This is a genomic window from Streptomyces sp. CWNU-52B (assembly GCF_047444975.1).
GTDB lineage: Bacteria > Actinomycetota > Actinomycetes > Streptomycetales > Streptomycetaceae > Streptomyces.
Genome location: NZ_JBLFJV010000005.1, coordinates 537,169 through 556,670, shown reverse-complemented (window position 1 = coordinate 556,670; position 19,502 = coordinate 537,169). Strand labels below are relative to the sequence as shown.

At 70.7% G+C, this 19,502-nt stretch carries 19 protein-coding genes and 1 pseudogene; 12 read left to right on the top strand and 8 right to left on the bottom strand.

The features are described from left to right. The first annotated feature begins 10 nt into the window (after positions 1-10). The 4 genes and pseudogenes from ACLVWQ_RS05330 to ACLVWQ_RS05315 all read left to right on the top strand — a co-directional run. Entirely contained in the window at positions 11-1,243 is a 1,233-nt protein-coding gene (locus ACLVWQ_RS05330) for a glycoside hydrolase family 9 protein (RefSeq protein WP_414106974.1), read from the top strand. Positions 1,244-1,348: 105 nt separating this feature from the next. After that, positions 1,349-2,227: a class I SAM-dependent methyltransferase gene (locus ACLVWQ_RS05325; protein ID WP_414107403.1), complete on the top strand. Its 879-nt coding sequence runs from the start codon at positions 1,349-1,351 to the stop codon at positions 2,225-2,227. Positions 2,228-2,452: 225 nt separating this feature from the next. Beyond that, on the top strand, positions 2,453-3,481 hold the full coding sequence (locus ACLVWQ_RS05320) for an alpha/beta hydrolase family protein (protein ID WP_414106973.1): 1,029 nt from the start codon (positions 2,453-2,455) through the stop codon (positions 3,479-3,481). A 160-nt stretch (positions 3,482-3,641) separates the two neighbouring features. Then, a pseudogene (locus tag ACLVWQ_RS05315) lies at positions 3,642-3,875 on the top strand (SDR family oxidoreductase); the annotation flags it as partial. Positions 3,876-3,927: 52 nt separating this feature from the next. On the opposite strand, the gene ACLVWQ_RS05310 reads toward ACLVWQ_RS05315, so the two are convergent. Beyond that, on the bottom strand, positions 3,928-4,677 hold the full coding sequence (locus ACLVWQ_RS05310) for an SDR family NAD(P)-dependent oxidoreductase (RefSeq protein ID WP_414106972.1): 750 nt from the start codon (positions 4,675-4,677) through the stop codon (positions 3,928-3,930). Positions 4,678-4,743: 66 nt separating this feature from the next. On the opposite strand from ACLVWQ_RS05310, the gene ACLVWQ_RS05305 reads away from it, so the two are divergent. Next, positions 4,744-5,382, top strand: a complete 639-nt coding sequence (locus tag ACLVWQ_RS05305) for a TetR/AcrR family transcriptional regulator (RefSeq protein WP_414106971.1) — start codon at positions 4,744-4,746, stop codon at positions 5,380-5,382. Between the two features lie 79 nt (positions 5,383-5,461). Here ACLVWQ_RS05305 and ACLVWQ_RS05300 read toward each other — a convergent pair whose 3' ends face one another. Continuing rightward, positions 5,462-5,821 carry a nuclear transport factor 2 family protein gene (locus ACLVWQ_RS05300; RefSeq protein WP_414106970.1) on the bottom strand — a complete coding sequence of 120 codons (360 nt, stop codon included), beginning with the start codon at positions 5,819-5,821 and terminating at the stop codon, positions 5,462-5,464. Positions 5,822-5,870: 49 nt separating this feature from the next. Continuing rightward, positions 5,871-6,656 (bottom strand): SDR family oxidoreductase, encoded by a 786-nt coding sequence (locus ACLVWQ_RS05295; protein ID WP_414106969.1) that lies wholly within the window; start codon positions 6,654-6,656, stop codon positions 5,871-5,873. A gap of 99 nt (positions 6,657-6,755) precedes the next feature. Here ACLVWQ_RS05295 and ACLVWQ_RS05290 point away from each other — a divergent pair, with 99 nt between their 5' ends. Further along, entirely contained in the window at positions 6,756-7,280 is a 525-nt protein-coding gene (locus ACLVWQ_RS05290) for a winged helix-turn-helix transcriptional regulator (RefSeq protein ID WP_414106968.1), read from the top strand. Positions 7,281-7,320: 40 nt separating this feature from the next. Here ACLVWQ_RS05290 and ACLVWQ_RS05285 read toward each other — a convergent pair whose 3' ends face one another. Together ACLVWQ_RS05285 and ACLVWQ_RS05280 are read right to left on the bottom strand one after the other, a co-directional pair. After that, on the bottom strand, positions 7,321-7,959 hold the full coding sequence (locus tag ACLVWQ_RS05285) for a LysE family translocator (protein ID WP_414106967.1): 639 nt from the start codon (positions 7,957-7,959) through the stop codon (positions 7,321-7,323). A 97-nt stretch (positions 7,960-8,056) separates the two neighbouring features. Continuing rightward, positions 8,057-8,527, bottom strand: a complete 471-nt coding sequence (locus ACLVWQ_RS05280; protein WP_414106966.1) for an aminoacyl-tRNA deacylase — start codon at positions 8,525-8,527, stop codon at positions 8,057-8,059. A 125-nt stretch (positions 8,528-8,652) separates the two neighbouring features. On the opposite strand from ACLVWQ_RS05280, the gene ACLVWQ_RS05275 reads away from it, so the two are divergent. Beyond that, positions 8,653-9,750, top strand: coding sequence for a DUF5937 family protein (locus tag ACLVWQ_RS05275; protein ID WP_414106965.1), 1,098 nt, complete (start codon positions 8,653-8,655; stop codon positions 9,748-9,750). Positions 9,751-9,838: 88 nt separating this feature from the next. Here ACLVWQ_RS05275 and ACLVWQ_RS05270 read toward each other — a convergent pair whose 3' ends face one another. The 3 genes from ACLVWQ_RS05270 to ACLVWQ_RS05260 form a co-directional block, all read right to left on the bottom strand. Continuing rightward, on the bottom strand, positions 9,839-10,783 hold the full coding sequence (locus tag ACLVWQ_RS05270; RefSeq protein ID WP_414106964.1) for a C45 family autoproteolytic acyltransferase/hydolase: 945 nt from the start codon (positions 10,781-10,783) through the stop codon (positions 9,839-9,841). A gap of 43 nt (positions 10,784-10,826) precedes the next feature. Then, entirely contained in the window at positions 10,827-11,438 is a 612-nt protein-coding gene (locus ACLVWQ_RS05265; protein ID WP_414106963.1) for a hypothetical protein, read from the bottom strand. 207 nt (positions 11,439-11,645) lie between these two features. Continuing rightward, on the bottom strand, positions 11,646-12,734 hold the full coding sequence (locus ACLVWQ_RS05260) for a LacI family DNA-binding transcriptional regulator (RefSeq protein WP_414106962.1): 1,089 nt from the start codon (positions 12,732-12,734) through the stop codon (positions 11,646-11,648). Positions 12,735-13,080: 346 nt separating this feature from the next. Between ACLVWQ_RS05260 and ACLVWQ_RS05255 the strand changes: the two genes are divergently transcribed. The 5 genes from ACLVWQ_RS05255 (at position 13,081) to ACLVWQ_RS05235 (ending at position 19,299) form a co-directional block, all read left to right on the top strand. Further along, positions 13,081-14,448 (top strand): extracellular solute-binding protein, encoded by a 1,368-nt coding sequence (locus tag ACLVWQ_RS05255; RefSeq protein WP_414106961.1) that lies wholly within the window; start codon positions 13,081-13,083, stop codon positions 14,446-14,448. A 152-nt stretch (positions 14,449-14,600) separates the two neighbouring features. After that, positions 14,601-15,509, top strand: coding sequence for a carbohydrate ABC transporter permease (locus ACLVWQ_RS05250; RefSeq protein ID WP_414106960.1), 909 nt, complete (start codon positions 14,601-14,603; stop codon positions 15,507-15,509). Positions 15,510-15,511: 2 nt separating this feature from the next. Then, positions 15,512-16,399 carry a carbohydrate ABC transporter permease gene (locus ACLVWQ_RS05245; protein ID WP_414106959.1) on the top strand — a complete coding sequence of 296 codons (888 nt, stop codon included), beginning with the start codon at positions 15,512-15,514 and terminating at the stop codon, positions 16,397-16,399. An 87-nt stretch (positions 16,400-16,486) separates the two neighbouring features. After that, positions 16,487-18,004: an alpha-N-arabinofuranosidase gene (locus ACLVWQ_RS05240; RefSeq protein WP_414106958.1), complete on the top strand. Its 1,518-nt coding sequence runs from the start codon at positions 16,487-16,489 to the stop codon at positions 18,002-18,004. Between the two features lie 98 nt (positions 18,005-18,102). Further along, complete coding sequence (locus ACLVWQ_RS05235; protein WP_414106957.1) at positions 18,103-19,299, top strand: exo-alpha-sialidase; 1,197 nt, start codon at positions 18,103-18,105, stop codon at positions 19,297-19,299. Positions 19,300-19,502: the final 203 nt, after the last annotated feature.

The window sequence follows — 19,502 nt, the reverse complement described above, 5'->3', positions numbered from 1 at the left end:
CGAGCGCGACATGCCGGACCTGGCCGAGCTGTCGGCGGAGGCCTCGCACGGGCTGGCCTGGTTGGACAAGATGTGGGACGGGGACGGCGAGACCCTCTACGCGCAGGTCGGCATCGGCGTGGGCAACGAGTCCGTACGCACGGATCACGACGTGTGGCGGCTGCCGGAGGCCGACGACCGGCTCGACGTGTCGCCGGGTGACCCGGACTTCACGATCAAGCACCGGCCCGTCTTCCGCGCGGCCGAGCCGGGCGAGGCGATCAGTCCCAGCCTGGCGGGGCGGGTCGCCGCCGCCTTCGCCCTCGCCGCACAGCGCGCGGCAGGCCCGGACTCGGCGGCCGGGGCCGACCCGGAGGAGGCCCAGGGCTGGCTGGACAAGGCAGCCGCCGTCTACGCCCTGGCCGACACCGATCCCGACGAGCCGCCTCTCACCGCGTTCCCGCCCACCTTCTATCCGGAGGACTCGTGGCAGGACGACCTGGAGTTCGCCGCGGCCGAACTGGCGCTGGCCGCGCGGGAGACCGGGGACGAACGAGAGGGTGCCTGGGCCGACGAAGCGGCCCGCTGGGCGGGGGCGTATCTGCGCTCCGACGTCCGGGGCACGCTGGGTGTCGCGGACGTCAGTGCCCTCGCCCACGTCGACCTGGCCACCGTCCTGGACGGCGCCCGCGCGCACGGGATCGGGGCCGCTGAGCTGTACGGGGATCTGCGCCGCCAGGTGGACGACGGTGTCGCCCGCGCCGGGCACGACCCGTTCGGGGCCGGTGCCGTCTATGACGACTTCGACGCCGTCCCGCACACCTTCGGGCTGGTCGCCACCGCCCGGCTCTACGCGAGGGCCACCGGGGACACGCGCTACACGGCCTTCAGCGGGCGGCAGCGGGGCTGGGCCCTCGGCGCCAACCCGTGGGGTACCAGTTTCGTGATCGGTGCGGGTGAGGTCTACCCGCACTGCCCGGAACACCAGTTGGCCAACCTCGCGGGCAGCCACGACGGGACGGGCGCGATCCTGCGGGGCGCGGTGGTCAACGGCCCCAACGCCGCGTCGAAACTGGCGGAGTTGAACGGCTTCCCCACCATGGAGAAGTGCGCGGCCGCCCCGCCCGCGGGGGCCTGGACCGACTTCGACGGCAGGGGCGCACGGTACCTCGACCACGTGGGCGCCTGGCAGACCGTGGAACCCGCGCTGGACTTCACCACGACGGCGCTGCTGGCCTTCACCCTGACCGCGCGGACCGCGTAGCCGGCGCGGTCCGGCGGACGGGAAGTGTTCGTCGTGGAATCATCGATCCGCCACAGCGCTCCGTCACAGCGGACCGTGATCCTCGTGAAGGGGCGGCAGACGGACATGACCGCCGGCTGGGAGTGGGACGACACGCTGTTCCTGGGTACGGCAGCCCACTACCGGCGCGGGAGACTCCCGTACGCCCCCGGGCTGGCGGACGCGGTCGCCGAAGCGCTGGAACCGGCACCGCCGCCGACACCGGACGAACGGCTCGACGGACTCGCCGAACCCGACGGGCGGGGGCGTCTCATCGACGTGGGATGCGGACCCGGCACCGTCGCGCTGCCCCTGGCTCACCTGTTCGACGAGATCGTCGGCGTGGACCCGGACAGCGGGATGATCGCCGAAGCCACGCGTGCGGCCGCCGAGCACGGGCTGAGCGGGAAGACGCGGTGGGTGCGGGCCCGTGGCGAGGATCTGCCCGCCGGTCTCGGGACGTTCACCGTCGCGGTCCTCGCCCAGTCCTTCCACTGGATGGACCGCGATCTGGTGGCGGCGACCGTCAGGGGCATGCTGCGGCCCGGCGGTGCGCTGGTGCACATCTCCGACGTGGAGACGGAAACCCGGACCGTCGAAGGTCTGCCGCATCCGGCGGTGCCCTACCGGGCCTTGGACGAACTGGTCAGACGCTACCTGGGGCCCGTACGGCGAGCCGGCCGGAGCCTGCTGCCGCAGGGAACACCGGGCAACGAGGCGGCGGTGTACTCCCGGGCGGGATTCACCGGTCCCCGACGGCACGTCGTTCCCGGCGGGCAGTCGCTGGAGCGCACGAGTGACGACGTCGTCGCGGGAGTCTTCTCGATGTCGTTCTCGGCTCCCCACCTGTTCGGCACGCACCGGGACGACTTCGAGTCGGACGTACGCCGACTGCTGCGACGGGTCTCCCCGTCGGGCCGGTTCTCCGAACGCGGGCCGAGCACGGAGATCCTCGTCTGGCGCTAGGTGTATTGCCCTGTAAGGGCAGCCTCCCTCTTCAGCCGCAGCCGATAGCGGGCGGAGCGACCACAGAGCCGCAGGCGTGGCACGAAGGGGATCCGTAATTTAGGAACGATCGTTCTTGACTGATCGTTCTTCAATTGTCTACCGTCGTGGTCATGGGCAGGCCAAGAGCCTTCGCCGAGGACGAAGCGGTGCGTGCCGCCGTGGATGTACAGAGGAGTTGAGCCGATGTTTCGCCACTTGGCAGCAGCCGTCATGGCGCTGGCCGTCGTCACCGCCACCCCGGCCGAGGCAACACCCGGGCTCGTGCCCGCCGCCGACCGCGAGGTCGTGTTCACGGCTGACGGGACGACCGCGTACGGCACCCTGCACGTTCCCGAGCATCGCGCCGGGCAACGACTGCGGGCGGCTCTGCTGCTGCCCGGCAGCGGCCCCACCGACCGCGACGGCAACCAGCCGCCCGCCTCCTCGCCCGACACCCTGGCCCAGTTGGCCGACACCCTCGACAGAGACAAGATCGCCACACTGCGGTTCGACAAGTACGGCACCGGCCGCACCGGGCTCGGCGCCTACCAGGAGCACCCGGAGGAACTCGACCTTCCCGCGTTCGTCCGCCAGGCACGGGCCGCCTACGAGTCGCTGCGCGACCAGCCGGAGACCGACCCGCACGCTCTGCTGATCGTCGGGCACAGCGAGGGCGCGATGACGGGACTGCTGCTGGGCGGCAGCGTCCGCCCCCGCCCGGCCGGCCTGGCCCTTCTGCAACCGCAGGCGATCCGCATGCTGGACCTGGTCGCACTCCAGCTCAAGGCCCAGATCGCCGAAGCGACCAGGCAGGGCCAGTTCACACCGGAACAGCGACGCACCATCGACACGGCCATCGACGCCGCCGTGGCCGCACTGCGCGAGCACCGGCCGGTCGAGACCACCGACCTGCCCTCCCCCATAGCCCGGCTCTTCGAGGCGTTCCAGGGCACGAGCGCCCGGTTCGTCGACAGCGATGACGCGGTCTACCCGCCGGACACCGCCGCCGCGCTACGGCCGGGCACCGACGTGCTGTTGACCTGCGGGACGAACGACGCCCAGGTCCCTTGTGCCACCACGAACCACCTGACGACCGCCCTGCGTCACGCGCGTGCCGGCGGGCCGGGCCGAGTGGTGCTGCCGGGAGCGGACCACCTGATGCACGACGCCGACCACCCGGACACGCTCGCGCCGTCCGTCGTCCACGCCCTGCACCGGCTCGCCCGACGCTGACGCCGGCCGAGCACGCCCCCCGACCTCCGGTAGTGCCGCCGTTCCGAGCGTCCCGTCGTTCACCTGCTCCGTCGGCCGGTCAGCGGTGGGACCGGCGCCATGTGGCGTGGATGGAGCCGAGCAGGTCCAGGGACTGGGCGCTGGGGCTGCCCGGTTCAGCGAAGAGGTGTGGGACCGCGTCATCGACGTGAACCAGAAAGGCACCTGGCTCGGCATGAAGGCGGCGTTGCCGCTCCTGCGCGCGAGCGGCGGCCGGACGTCCGACGCACTCCCATGCGCAGGGCCGGCCGCGCCGACGAGGTCGCACCCGCGATCCTCTTCCTCGCTTGCGACAACTCCTCGTTCGTCACCGGCTCGGAGGTGCTGGGTCGACGGCGGCCTCACCGCGCACTGAACAACCCGGCCGCGCGACGACGACCGACGGCGAGCCTCTTCGCCCAGTCCGGTCAGATCTGGTTCGCGCCGCCGTCGACGTACAGGTTGGCGCCCAGGACGAAGCTGCTGTCCGCGGAGGCGAGGAAGGCCACTGCGGCGGCGACCTCCTCCGGGCGTCCGATCCGGCCGATCGGAAGGTCGGTTCCCATCTGCGCCTTGTAGGCGGCCGCGTTCTCCTCCCCGACGAGTTCGGTGACGCCTGAGGTGTCGATCGGCCCGGGTGAGACGGCGTTGACGCGGATGCCCCGGCCGGCGAGCTCGTTGGCCCAGGTCCGTGCGAAGGACCGGAGGGCGGCCTTGGACGCCGCGTACAGGCCGAACGCCGGAGCGCCGCGGTCGGCGTTCGTGGAGGCGTTCAGGATGACCGAAGCGCCGTCGTTGAGGTGCGGCAGCGCCTTCTGCACGGTCAGCAGCGTGCCCTTGACATTGACCTCGAAGATGCGGTCGAAGTCCTCACCGGTGATCTGCTCCAGCGTCGCGAACGAGGCGGTGGCCGCGTTGGCGAACAGTACGTCCAGGCCCTGCCCGCGTTCACGCACCAGCTCGTACAGCCGGTCCAGGTCGGCCGGCCTCGTGATGTCGCCCGGCACCGCGGTGACCGCGGAGCCGATGGACTCGGCCGCCTCCTTCAGTTCGGCCTCGCGCCGACCGGTGATGAACACGTGCGCCCCCTCGGCCGCCAGCCGTGCGGCCGTGGCCCGGCCGATGCCCCGCGTTCCGCCGCCCGTGACCACAGCCGTCTTGCCTTCGAGCGTTCCCATGACGTGCCCTCCCGCCTTACCGTTCACCTTTCTGTTCCGGTCGGAACGGAAGGGTAGGGTGGACGCGTGGAAGCGACGCGGAAGACAACGACACGAACGGCGGCGACGGGACAGGCGCCGATCGGGCGGCCGCGGGGGTTCGACACCGAAGAGGCCCTGGAACGGGCCATGATGACCTTCTGGGAACACGGCTACGACGGCGTCAGCCTCACCGACCTGACCCGCGCCATGGGAATCACCAAGACGAGCATGTACGCGGCCTTCGGCAACAAGGAGGACCTGTTCCGGAAGGCCCTGGAGCACTACGCCGAAAGCCGAACCGCCTACAGCGCCCAGGTACGGGAGAAGCCCACCGCCCTGGAGGTGGCCACCGCCTACCTCACCGCCTCCGTCCAGGGCACCACCCAGGACGACTGCCCGGCCGGATGCCTCGGCGTCCAGGCCTCCCTCGTCGCGAACCACCTCGGGCGGACCGCCGCCGACGCGCTCGCCGCGTGGCAAGACGGCAACCGCGCGTCCTTCCGTGACCGCTTCCGCCGAGCCGTCGACGAAGGCGACCTGCCCGCGGGCACCGACCCGGACGTCCTCGCCCACTACCTCATGACCCTGGGGAACGGCATCGCGGTCCAGGCCGCAGCGGGCGCCACCCGCGAAGAACTCCAACGCGTCGCGGACGCCGCCCTCCGCAACTGGCCACCCGCCTGACGATCTGCGGGGCGGCGAGCGGTCGGTGCAGCGTCGGCGGCGTGCCTGGCGAGCGGGAGCAGGTGGCGCGGGAGCGGGCTCAGGGCTCGATGGCGAGGTGTTCGATGAGGTCGCCGCGCAGCGTGAACCGATAGCGGAGGTCGATGGTGCCGCCGGGGAAGTCGCCTTCGAGGTGGTGCGTGGCGATGTAGTGGGCCGCGTCGGCCTGCTGAGCGTTCGACAGGTCGATGGTGTACGTGAACTCGGTGGCGGCCCGGTCCAGCCAGCGCTCGATCGCGACGGCGCCCTGATATGTGTTGCCGTCGTCGAGCACCGTGGCGTCGTCGATGAACGTCGTGACCGCCGTGGCGGTGTCGTGAGCGCGGTGCGCCGTGAGGTAGCGGGTGATCACCTCGGGCAGGTCGTCCGGGTCGATGGTCCGGGGCTGGTTGTCGTGCACAACGCTCCTGACGGTGGTGGCGGATTCAGACGGTGGGCTGATGGCGGGTTCACACGGTGGGTGTGGTGCCGCCGTCGATGACGTGTTCGGCGCCGACGATGGCCGAGGCGCGGTCGGAGACGAGGAAGGCGACGAGCTCGGCGACCTCCTCGGGCCGGTTGGGACGGCCGAGGGGGATGCCTCCCAGGGAGTCCATGAGCCGGCCCAGCGCCGCTTCCCGGCCGATGCCTGCGTCGTCGGCGATCCGGGTGACGAGGTGGTCGGCGGCCGAGGTCCGGACGAAGCCGGGCGAGACGGCGTTGACGCGGACGCCGTCCGGGGCGACCTGGTTGGCCAGGCCCTTGCTGTACGTGGCCAGGGCGGCCTTGGCGGCGGCGTAGGCCAGGGTGCCGTTCCACAACGGCATGCGGCGCTGGATCGAGGTGACGTGCACGACCGCGCCCTTGCCCGTGGCGATCATGTGCGGCAGGAGTGCGCGGTCCAGCCGGACGGCGGCCAGCAGGTTCGTGTTCAGCTCCCTGGCCCAGTCGTCCTCGCCGAGCGCGGCGAATCCTCCTGCCGGCGCCTGGGAGCCACCGAGGGTGTTGACCAGGATGTCGACGCCTCCCACGCGGGCGTCCACCTCGGCGGCGACGTGGGCGGCGCCCTCGGCGGTGGACAGGTCGGCGGTGATGAACGTCTTCTCCTCGACGTCGTCGGGACGGCTGCGGGCGGTGACCAGCACGGTCGCGCCGGCCTCGGCGAGCCGCCGGGCGATCGCGGCGCCGGTGCCCTTGGTGCCGCCGGTGACCAGGGCGCGTCGGCCTTCGAGGGATTCGCTGATGGCTGGGGTCACGTGGTGCTCCGTTTCCGGGCGCGGGCATGCGAAGCACCGCCCCCGTCATGACTGCTAGAATAGAAGCTACTAACTTCGACTTTAGCAGTAACTAAGGGGATGGTCGCCGTGGCAAGCCGGATCAGGCTGGAGGACCGGGAGTGCCCGCTGTCCACGACGGTGGAACACGTCGGCGAGTGGTGGACCCTGCTGATCCTCCACGACGCCTTCGACGGCTACACCCGCTTCGACCAGTTCCAGGAGAACCTGGGCATCTCCTCCAGCATGCTCACCACCCGGCTGAAGACCCTGGTCGCGGACGGCCTGCTGGAACGCCGGCCGTACCGGACGAACCCCGTACGGCACGAGTACGTACTCACCGAACTCGGGCTCTCACTGCGCCCGGTGATCGTCGCCCTGGCCGCGTGGGGCAATGCCCGGCTCGCCCCGACGGAGCGCACCATGATCCTCGTCGACGCACGGAGCGGCGAGGAGGTCGAGCCCGTCGTCGTCGACGCCAAGACCGGCCGCCGGCTCGACGACAGCGCCGCCTACGTCTTCACCGCGGGCCCCGCAGCCAGCGACGCGATGCGCAGCCGCTACCCCGCGCGGCCGGCCGCTCCCACGGAAGAGGTGGCCGGTTGACACCCTGGGCATCCCGCGCGGGGTGGACGTCGCAGCGGGCTCAGTGGTGGGTGGTGGTGGCGACGGCGAGCCCGAGGCCGATCAGTGCGATGCCGCCGGCGCCGCCGATCATCGACAGGCGCCGGTCGGAGCCGGCGAACCAGGTTCGGGCCGCCGAGGCACCCAGGCCCCAGGCGGTGTCGCAGACCAGGCCGATCCCGGCCGGGATCAGGCCGAGGACCATCATCTGCAACGGGATGTTCCCCGCGTCGTGGTTCACGAACTGTGGCAGGACCGCGGCGAAGAAGACCAGGCCCTTGGGGTTCGTGGCGCCCACCAGCAGGCCGTCCAGGACGGTGCGCAGATCACCGCGCCGTTCGCCCTCCCCCGTCGTCAGATCGGCGCGCAGCCGGCCACGGTGACGGTACGCCTGGACGCCGAGGTGGACGAGGTACACGGCGCCGGCCAGCTGCACGGCGGTGAACACGGTGGTCGAGCTCTGGACCAGCGCGCCGACGCCGAGTGCGACGGCGAGGATGAGGGCGTAGCAGCCCAGGAGGTTGCCCAGGACGGTGGCGAGCGCGGTGCGGCGGCCGTGCGCGAGGGCGCGGCCGACGACGAACAGGACGCTCGGACCGGGGATCACGATCACGACGAGGGACATCGCGGCGAACGCGAGAAGGCTTTCCGTCTTCACCATGAGCTGGGACTTCCTGATCTGTGCCGCGCAACCGGCGAAGGGCGGTGCGGTGGTGTGAGCAGTGACGAGGGGCGGGCCCGGCGCGCGGGTGGGGCGGCTACCGAGAGAGGGCGCCCACCTGGGCGCGGGGGAGGCGGGCCAGGTCGGCGGAGTTGATCCGGAGGGTGCGGTCGGCCGATCCGGCACCGCAGTAGACGGGCCTGCCCGGGTGGGCGACCGCGGCATCGATCAGGCACGGCACCCCGGGCCGGTGGCTGACCGGAGGCACGCCACCGGGCACCAGGCCCTCCGCGGCGAGCAGGTCGGCGTCCGCCACGCGCAGCCGGGAACGGCTGGTGCCCGAAAGAGCCGCCAGACGGGCGAAGTCCACCCGGTCCTCCGCCCGCAGCACCACGAGCAACAGCGGGAAGTCCGACGTGGCGAAGGCGAGCGTCTTCACCGCCTGCGACCAGGGGAACGGCAGGGCCTGGCGCTCGGCGACACTGTGCGCGGCGGCATGCTGGTGGACGGTGTACGGGCAGCCGTCGGAGTCCAGTACGGCCTGCCAGGGTGCTTCGGGCGTACTCATGGAGTCACCTGCGGCCTTCGCTCGAAACGGAGGGGAGTCGACCTGCGGCCGGACGGCACGCGATCCGCTCCAGAGCCTGACCGGGACGACCGGTTCCGATCAACTGATTGTGAAATCCTGCAATCGTGATCACCCTGCGCTTCGCCGAAACGGCCGAGGAGGACATCGCCTTCTCCGTCTCCCCCCTGCTCGAAGCCGTCCACTCCTGGCACGTCCTCACCGACCCCGGCCACCACGCGCTGCACGTCCCCTGGGTCAGGCGGTGCCGCCGCCTGCCCGCCGCCCTGCGCCGGCGTCTACGCAGGCACGACTTCGTCGTGGCCGACTACATCCCCGCCCTCTTCGAAAGCCGCATCGGTGATCACGACGCCGACTTCGCGGCCCAGATCGCGGCCGTACGGGGCCTGCCGCCCGCTCTGCTGGCCGCCGAACTCGCCCGAACGCTCGTCGACACCACCCGCCACACCGGCGACGACCTCGACGACCGCGCCACCCGCGACGCGGTACTCACCGAGTACCGCAACAGCGACCCAAGTCGGGCGGCACGCCTGGAGAGCATCCTCACCGACCCCCTCCCCGTCCTCGACGACGCGCTCACCGTGCTGGAGGACTACTGGGACGCCGCCTTCGCCCAGGAGTGGGAGCGCATCGAGCCCTCCTTGTACGAGTCGATCACCCGCTCGGGCGCCCGGATCGCCCACCACGGCCTGTTCCCGATGCTCCGCACCCTCGCTCCCCAGATCCGCGTGGACCCCGGCCGCCGGACCCTGCGCCTCGACCGTCCGCACGACCACGACATCTCCGTCACACGCGACCACCCCGTGACGTTCACCGCCAGCCACTACGTCTGGCCCCACGTCCGCGTCACCTGCGACGCCCCCTGGCCCCTGCGGATCACCTACCCCGCTCTGCCCCTCGCGCCCGCCTCGACCGCCCGCCCCGCCAGTCAGGAAGACACCCTCACCGCACTCCGGGCTCTGGCCGCCGCCCCACGCCTGCGGATCGTCACCCACCTCGCCGCCCAGAGCCGCACCACGCAAGAACTCGCCTCTCTCCTCGGCCTGTCCCCCTCCGTCACCTCCCGCCACCTCCATCAGCTCACCCAGGCAGGACTCACCACCACCCAGCGCGAGGGCTACTACGTTCTCTACGCCCTCGCCCCCGCCCGCCTCGACCAGATCGCCACCGCCCTCATCACCCTGGCCCCCAGGCCCGAGGACTGAGCGAACGCTGCCGCAAGCCCCCGCGGGCAGCGCCGGAAAGAGGCCCTGCGTCATTCGTGCAGGGGCGAGCAGAAGCCCGGAAAACCTCTCAGCCGGCCCGGCCCAGGGTCACGGTGCGGGATCCGGGGGTGAAGTCGCCGAAGGACTGTTGCCAGGACTCGCCGGGCCAGTAGTACGTCACGCGGCCCTCGACGGGCCGGTAGTGGGCGGTGTAGAGCGTTCTCGACCCCTGCTCGTCGACGGGTCGATACAGCGGCGGCTTCAGCATCGCCGCCACGTCGGCACCCGCGGCGCGAACGGCGCGCAGCCGCTCCTGCGTCCGCAGGGCCTGCTCCTGCTCGTCGGTCACCGGCAGGTGCTGGTGATTGGCGGCGCAGGCGTCCGGCGCCACCGTCGGCGACATGTCCGGTCCCACGAACACCGTCATCGCCTGCACGGGATCGACAAGGGTGAGGTTCTGGGGGACGGCGACCGGCAGGGACCGCAGCCTGTCGACCGCCTCGTCGACGGTGTCGCACGTCTCCAGCAGGTAGCGCACCAGGATGAGAATGGCGAAGCCGCGTCCGTAGGCGGAACGTCCACCCCAGGTGAGCGAGATCGCGAGACCGGCGTCGTTCATTCCGTCCAGCAAGCCCCACAGCATGTCCTGCATCCCGATCACGGGGCGCAGGAAGCAGGAGGAGACGATGGTCCCCTCGCATTGATCGGGCCGTAAGTCGTAGTTGCGCAGCAGAGTGCCGTTCTGGCCGATCTGGGTGCAGGCCGGGGAGAACGGCCGCAGTGCCGCGTGGGTGAGGAAGGCTTCCGCCTCGGGCCGGTCGAGTCGGCCGGCCAGGCGGTCCAGAACCGGGACCAGTTCCGGCATGTGCGCCCGGAACAGCGCCCGAACACGATCCGCGCCCTCCGGAGTGCGGCCCTCCTCGGTCAGCAGGCCCTCCATCTCCTGCCACAGGGTCCGGGCGTAGGCGGCCCACCGCCCGTCGCTGCCGTCGCCGACCTCGATCGCCTGGAAGGTCTTGTGCTGTTGCCGCACGGCTGCCACTCTCCCTGCGGGAATCGGACGAGGAGAGGGCAACCTAGCCAATTGGGCAGGTAATCACCAGGTGGCCACCCTCGCCGACAAGGGAGGCGCCGGTGATCGCGCGCCGGCGTTCCCGGGCGGACTCGACCGGCTTGAACACCGTCTCGATGTATCCCGCATGCGTGCGCTGGACGCGCATGCAGAAGGACGCCCCCGCTCCGTCGGCCGAAATCCGGTACTGCGCCTGCTCGGACGTCTTGTGAGTGAGTGCGGCGTCCACGCCGAACTGCGGGGCGTCACCACCACCGTGCTCAACGACCTCGTCCTCGACCTTCCTGGCGTATTCGCCGCCGAAGTCGGCGGGAGCGTCGCCCTCAAAGGCACCGTAGGTGAAGCTGCCGTCCAGGGCGTCCGTGGCTCCCTCGACCGCGCTCGTCAGCTCGTCGTCGCTCCAGCCGCCGTTGTCCTCCACGGCGATGCCCTGGAACGCGATGACGACGCCGACGACGGCCATGGCAACCAGGACCAGGCGGGCGACCATGAAGCCCGCGTCGGGGATCTCCGGAGCCGAGGGGTTCAATGACGCGCGCCAGGAGCGGACGCGGTCCGCCTTGACGCAGGCCATGAGGATCAGCAGGGCGGAGAGTACGAAAATGAAGACGCTCATCCCCGTCACGCCTGGCTCTCCAGCCCTGGACGCCTCTGCGGCGCATCCCGTACAGCCCATCGCCGTACCACCGAAGCCCGCCACCGGGACCAGGACCAGGACCAGCTTCTCCGAGCGCGGCGCCGGGGGCCGGATCCCCGGTGGCCGGGGCGGAGATCGACGCTCATCAGGGAATGACGACAGAACCGACGCACGGGGTCCGCCTTTTCACTCGGGGAGGGAAGCACCGTCCGCCCAGGTCCCCGCACTTGGGCTCGGTCGAGCAAGGCGGCCGCGCGCACCGCCCACCGACCGCGTGCTCTCCCGTACGACCAGTTCGTACCCCGCCGTGAGCCGCGTGTGCGGGGCCTCCGCGTCGGTGGTGATCCTGTGCAGCACGGCGTCCACGGCCAGTTCGGCGATCTCCCGCTTGTCCGGCGACACGGTGGTCAGTGACGGCACGCTGTAGCGGGTCTCCTGGATGTCGTCGAAGCCCACGACCGCCAGGTCCTCAGGTACCCGCAGCCCGTGTTCGTGCGCCGCGCGCATCGCGCCCGAGGCGAGCAGGTCGCTGAAGCAGAACACCGCGTCCGGCGGATCCTCCAGCGCGAGCAGGACACGCATGGCGGCGGCTCCGTCGGCGCGGGTGAACTCCCCGGTGTCCGGGACGAGTCGGGGGTCGTGCGGCACGCCCGCGGCATGCAGTGCGGTGAGGAATCCGTGCATGCGCTGGACCGTGGTCGCATGGGCGCGGTCGGCCGGCTGGCCGATGACCCCGATGCGCCGCCGCCCGAGCTGGAGCAGGTGCTCGGTCGCCTCCCGGGCCGCCGCGGAGTTGTCGATCAGTACGTGGTCCGCCGGGATCTTGTACGACTGCTCGCCCAACAGCACAAGGGGCACCCGGCGTTCGCGGTTGGCGAGCATCGTCTCGTCGAGGCAGAGCGGGCTGAGCAGCACTCCGTCGATGAGCGGGTCGCTGAGTCCGCAGGCGATGCGCAGTTCCTCCGCGGGGTCTCCCCCGGTGTCCTCGATGAGGACGGTGCAGCCGCGTTTCTTCGCGGCCGCGATGACCTCCGCGGCCAGCTCCGCGAAGTACGGCGCGACCAGTTCGGGAACGGCCAGCGCGATGATTCCGCTGCGGCCGGTGCGCAGATGGCGGGCGGATGCGTTGGGCTGGTAGTCGAGTTCGGCTATGGCGCGCAGCACCCGTTCCCGGGTCTGTTCCGCGACCCGGACCTCACCCCTGACGACGTTCGAGACCGTCTTGATCGATACGCCCGCGCGTTGCGCCACGTCCTTGAGGCGTGCTCCTGCCATGGTGGTCGCTCTCCCTCCCCCGGCTTCCGTCCGGCCGCCCTCCGCGGGGACGCGTCGATACGTTGCCGCGCCGAGGCGCCGAGGCATCACGCGATTCGGACCGGTGCGCTGCTCAGCGTAAGCCACGTTGCAACGTTGTAAGAGCTTCGCTTCCCGCTTGGGTGATATGCCCCGATAAGGCGTCGAGGGGCCGTCGGACAGGAAGTTCGTACAGAAGTGTTGACGCCGCATTTCCGCAGGGATACAACGTTGTAACTGCCTCAGCCCAGCGATCGAGATGATCAGTCCGGTCGCCTATTACAACGTTGTAGTCATGGAGTTCCCTGCCGTGGAAGGACGCATGCCCATGCGGGACCGCACGCCGCACCTCTCCCCGCCCGGCCCGTCCCGGCGACGACTGCTGCGCGGCACCCTGTCGCTCGGTGCCGCCGCGGCCTCGGCCGCCGCTCTCAGTGGCTGTGACAGCACCCTCGCGCAGGGGTTCACCGGCGGAGCGCCCACCTCGTCGCGGCTGAACTTCTGGAACCCCTTCACCGGCGGCGACGGTGAGCGGCTGCTGGCGATGGAGGCCGCCTACCGGGCCGGACACCGGGCCACGGACCTGAAGTCGGCGACCTTCGTGTGGGGCAACCCGTACTACACCAAGCTCACCCTGGCGACGCTCGGCGACCGGCCCCCGCAGGTCGCCATCAGCCACCTGTCGAAGGTGCCCACACTCGCCGAGGCCGGGCTGCTCACCGAGCTGCGGCCGGCCGATCTGGCCGAACACGGCCTGACCGAGGACAAGTTCGACGCGCGCCCCTGGAAGAAGTCCCAGCTGGACGGGAAGCTGTACGCCGTCCCGCTCGACACACATCCCTTCGTGCTCTATTTCCGAACCGACATAGCCGAGAAGGCCGGACTGCTCGACGGCCGGGGCCGGTTGACGGACGTGGACGGGCCGGACGAGTTCATCGACGCCCTGCGCGCCGCCAAGGAGGTGACCGGGCAGTGGGGCGGCTCGGTCGCCTCGGTGAAGGACGCCTCGACGCAGTTCCGGCTCTTCTGGTCGTTCTACCGGCAGATCGGCGGCGGTGACCTCGTCGCCGACCAGGGCAAGAAGGTCGTCATCGACACGGCTGCCGCGGCCGAGGCCCTCGCGTACATCCGGCGCCTCACCCAGGAGAAGGTCGTCCCCACGACCACCGACGGTCCGGGTGCCATCACGATGCTCACCACCGGCAAGGCCGGATTCCTGATGGACGGTGTCTGGCAGGTCCTCACCGTCCAGGGCGCCAAGGTGAAGTTCGACATGCGGCCGCTGCCGAGGATCTTCGACGACGCGCCCTACGCCTGCGCCGCCGACTCCCACGCCCTGGTCCTGCCCAAGGCACCCTCCGAGGCGGCACAACGGCTCGATCTCTCCCTGGGCTTCGCCGCCTCCCTGCTCGGCTCCAGCAAGCTGTGGGCGGAGGGCGGACACATCCCCGCCTGGCTGCCCACCCAGCGGTCGGCCGCCTACCGGGCCCTGGAACCGCAGTCGCACTACGCCGCCGCCGCGGACGGGGCCGCCTACGACCCGGTCGCCTGGTACGGGGGCGCGGGCAGTTCCCTGCAGAACATCATCGGCGACGCGGTGACCTCCGTGTTCACCGGCGCCGCCAGTCCCACGGCCGGCGCCGCCCGGATGCGCCGTGAACTGCGCGACATCGCGAGCCGGCCCTCACCCCTGTAGCCCGCCGCGTCCCGCCGCCTCCCGGCACGGCGCAGTACAGCCAGGCGGCCGAACGCACCTGGCCGGCAGGCCGTCAACCGACCCTCCCCCGGCCCTCATCGGGCCCCCGTACGTCGTGAGATCCCGTATGTCCTGACTGAAAGGGCCGTCCCATGGCCACGACAACCGCACCGACCGAGACCCGAGGCAGAGGTGACCGCTGGGCCGGTCCGGGGATGCTGTTGCCCTTCTCCCTGTTCTATCTGCTCTTCCTGGTGGGGCCGCTGATCTACACCGTCGTGGCCGGCTTCTTCGACACCAGCCTGCTCAAGTCGGGTCTCGGTGACTTCGCCGGTCTGTCCAACTACTCGGCCGTGCTGAGCGACAGCGAGTTCTGGCGCACCCTCAGGAACACCCTGTGGTTCACCGTCCTGACGACGGTCCCACTGGTGCTGCTGAGTCTGGTCCTGGCGATCCTCGCCGACCGCTTCGTCCGCGGCCGCTGGTTCTTCCGCTTCGCCTTCTTCGCACCGTTCGTGCTGCCCTCGGCGGTCGTCTCGCTGATGTTCACGTTCATCTACGCCGACCAGGTGGGCCTCGCCCAGCAGGTCGCCAAGTGGGTCGGCGTGGACACCCCGCCGTCCTGGCTCGGCGACCCGGACTGGGCGATGATCTCCATCGCCGCCGCCACCGTGTGGTGGACCCTCGGCTTCAACTTCATCCTCTACCTGGCCGGTCTGCAGGACATCCCGCGCTCCGTGCACGAGGCCGCGGCCCTCGACGGAGCCGGGCCCTGGCAGCGCATCCGCCATGTGATCGTGCCGATGCTCGGCCGCACCACCACCCTCGTCACGGTCCTCCAGGTGGTCGCCTCACTGAAGGTCTTCGACCAGATCTACATGCTGACCATGGGCGGCCCGGACGGCAGCACCCGGTCCTCCCTCCAGCTCATCTACGACACGGGCTTCGTCGAAGGCCGCGTCGGATACGCGTCGACCGTCTCGCTGCTGCTCTTCGTGGTGATCCTGCTGGTCTCGCTCGTCTGGTTCGCCCTGGTACGCCGCGCCGAGAAGGAGCGCTGAACATGACCGCCATCGCCACACCGCCCGTGACCGAGCAGAAGACACCCGCGGCCGGACCGCCCCGGCGGTACGACGCCGAGCGGCTCTTCAACCGAGTGGCCCTGGGAGCCGTCATCGCGTTCGCGGTGCTGTGGCTGGTGCCGCTCGCCTGGGCGCTCGCCACCTCGATCCGGCCCTCGCAGGAGGTCATCACCGACCCCACCAGCTGGTTCACCTCCCACCCCACCCTCTCGGCGTACAAGGACCTCTTCGACGCGGGGAAGCTGCCCTACTGGTACGCGAACAGCTTCATCACCTCGATCCTGACGACCGTGCTCACGGTGGTGGCCGGGTCGCTCGCCGCCTTCGCCCTCTCGCAGACCCGGTTCAGGGCGCGCCGCGCCGCGTTCGTACTGCTCCTCGCCGGGATCATGATCCCGGGGCAGGTCCTCATGATCCCCCAGTTCCTGGCGCTGCAGCAGGTCGGTCTGCTCAACACCTACTGGGGAGTCGTCCTGCCCCAGGTCCCCAACGTCGTCGCCGTGTTCGTCTTCAAGCAGTTCTTCGACGGCATCCCCAGGGAACTGATCGACGCCGCACGCGCGGACGGCGCGTCCTGGCTGCGGACGTACGGGCAGATCGTCATGCCCATCTCGCGTCCGGTGATCTCCGCGGTCACGATCTTCGTGTTCGTCGGGGTCTGGAACAACTTCCTGTGGCCCCTGCTGGTGGTCACCGACCCGGAGATGATGACCCTCCCCGTCGGACTGACCTCCGTCCAGGACGTGTTCGGCGTGCCCTACGCCCAGTTGATGGCCTCCGCCGTGCTCGGCGCCGTCCCGCTCCTCGCCGTGTTCATGCTGTTCCAGCGCCGCATCGTCGAGGGCATCGCCGGAACCGGCCTCAAGTAGCCCCACCGGCCGGGCCGTTCACCACGCCGGGCGCTTCACCCCCTCCCGCTCCCCTCCTCCCCCGCTCCCCCGAAGAAAGGCCCCAGCATGCCGCACACCGCACGGTTCACCGTCGACCCCGAGTTCACCATCGGGGAGGTGGACCCGCGCCTGTACGGAACGTTCGTCGAGCACATGGGGCGCTGCGTCTACACCGGCATCCACGAGCCGGACCACCCCTCGGCGGACGCCGCCGGATTCCGTACCGACGTGGCCGACCTGGTACGGGAACTGGGCACCGGACTGGTCCGCTACCCCGGCGGCAACTTCGTCTCCGGCTACCACTGGGAGGACGGGGTCGGCCCGGCCTCCGAGCGGCCGCGCCGGCTCGACCTGGCCTGGCGCTCCATCGAGACCAACCAGGTGGGCACCAACGAGTTCCTCACCTGGGCCAAGCAGCTCGGTCTCGACCCGATGATGGCGGTCAACCTCGGCACCCGCGGCATCGACGCCGCCCGCGCCCTGGTGGAGTACTGCAACCAGCCCGGTGGCACCGCCTGGTCCGATCTGCGGATCAAGCACGGCGTCACCGCACCGCACGACGTCAAGCTGTGGTGCCTGGGCAACGAGATGGACGGCCCCTGGCAGACCGGCCACAAGACGGCCACCGAGTACGGACGGCTCGCCGCCGAGACCGGCAAGGCGATGCGCCAGGTCGACCCGACCATCGAGCTGGTCGCCTGCGGCAGCTCCAACGCCGAGATGCCGACCTTCGGCACCTGGGAGCGCGAGGTCCTGGAGCAGACGTACGACGAAATCGACTACCTCTCGCTGCACGCCTACTACGAGGAGTTCGACGGCGACCGCGCCAGCTTCCTGGCGTCCGGGGCGCACATGGACCGGTACATCCGTGACGTGGTCGCCACCGCGGACCACGTACGGGCCGCGCGTGGCGCCAAGAAGCACATCAGGCTCTCGTTCGACGAGTGGAACGTCTGGTACGCCGCCCGCTTCGTCGGCGAGCGGAACCTGGAGACCGCCGAGACGCCCCGGCTGATCGAGGACACCTACAGCGTGACCGACGCCGTCGTCGTCGGCTCGCTGCTCATCACGCTCCTGAAGAACGCCGACCGGGTGGCCATCGCGTGCCTGGCCCAGCTGGTCAACGTCATCGCCCCGATCCGCAGCGAACCGGGCGGCGCGAGCTGGCGGCAGACCACCTTCCACCCGTTCGCCCAGGCGGCCCGGTTCGCCACCGGGAAGGTGCTGCGCACCGAGGTCACCGGGTCCCGTATCGACACACCCCGGCACGGGGACGTACCGGCGCTCGACACCGTGGTGACGTACGACGAGGAGAGCGGCGCGGTGACCGTCCTCGCCGTCAACCGCGGCCAGGAGGAGTCGCTGAGTCTGCGGGCCGAGCTGCGCGGCGCGCTGTCCGGTTACCGGGTCCTCGAACACCTCGTCCTGGCCGACCAGGACCCGGACGCCGTGAACACCGAGGCCGACCCGCACCGCGTCACGCCGCGCGCCGGGGGCGGAGCCCAGGTCTCCGCCGACGGCGCGCTCGAAGCGGAACTGGCCCCGGTGTCCTGGAACGTCATCCGGCTCACTCCTGACGCCTGACACCTGACCCCTGGCTCCCGCCCCTACTGCCACCGATACCACCGGTATCACCGACCGAACCGAACAGATCCAGCCCCCACCCCATTGGGAGAAATCTGATGTCGGCAAGACCCCTCACCCCCACACGTCCGTTCCGCCTGGCCGCTCTCGTGTCGGCGCTGATCGCGCTCCTGGCAGCCCTGCTCACCGCACAGACCGGGCCGGCCGACGCCGCGACCGGCACCGTGTTGCGCAATGACACCGGTCTGTACCCCCGAGCGATCCGTCTCGCGCACAACTCGGGCGCCAACGGCCGCGTCCTGTCGTCGGTGGTCACGTTCTCCGGGAACAACGGACTGGGCACGGTCTACGAGAGCACCGACTCCGGCGCGTCCTTCCACCAGGTCGGCGCGGTCGCCGACCCGGAGGCGGCCGGCGGCCAGGGACTCTGCTGCTCCACGCTCTTCGAACTCCCGCAGAAGGTCGGGGAGCTGCCCGCGGGCACCCTGCTGTGGGCGGCCTCGGTCGGCCAGGACGAGACGAACCGGCGGATGGCCCTGCGCGTCTTCAAGAGCAACGACGTGGGGCGCACCTGGAGTTATCTGTCCACCGTCGCGACCGCGGGCGGCACCGGGGGCCTGTGGGAGCCCGAGTTCTCCGTGGACGCCTCCGGGCAGCTGGTCGCCCACTACTCGGACGAGACCGACGTCGCCCACAGCCAGAAGCTGATGGCCGCGCGCTCCTCGAACGGCCTGACGTGGACCGGACACCGGGCCACCGTCGTCAGCCCTGTCGTCGCCGACCGGCCCGGCATGGCGGTCGTCCGCAAGCTCGGCAACGGCACCTACTTCATGTCGTACGAGATCTGCTCGGCCCCCGGGCAGTACCAGTGCGTCGTGCACTACCGGACCTCGGCCGACGGCTGGGACTGGTCGAGCGGGCCGTTCCTCGGCTACCGGCCCGAGACGGCCGACGGCAAGTACTTCAAGCACGCCCCGACCGTGGCCTGGGCACCGGAGGCCGGCAATCCGCTGGGCCGGCTCTTCCTGATCGGCCAGGTCCTCTACAACAAGGACGGCACGGTGGCCGCGGGCAGCGGCAGGACGGTCTGGGTCAACAGCGCGGGCGGCAGCGGCACCTGGCGGGAGATCCCGGCGCCCGTCACCGTCGGGTCGACGGTCGTCGACTACTGCCCCAACTACAGCTCGGCGCTGCTCCCGTCGACGGACGGCAACAGCCTGCTGGAGATCGCCACCGACTGGTCCGGCGGCGTCTGCAAGCCGTACTTCGCGACGAAGTCCGTGCCGTCGGTCTGAGTTCTGCCTGGGTTCGGCCTGAGTTCTGCCGGGGGCCGACCCGCGGGCCGATCACGACGAGATCCGTCGTGATCGGCCCGTCGTGATCGGCGCGTCATGAGGGCGCGTCATGAAAGGTCTTCGCCAAATGACGGATCGGGTGGTTTGAGCTCCTCGTCCGTGTGAATGTGCTGGCTCCGCGCCGGTCGGACGCCAAGCATGAT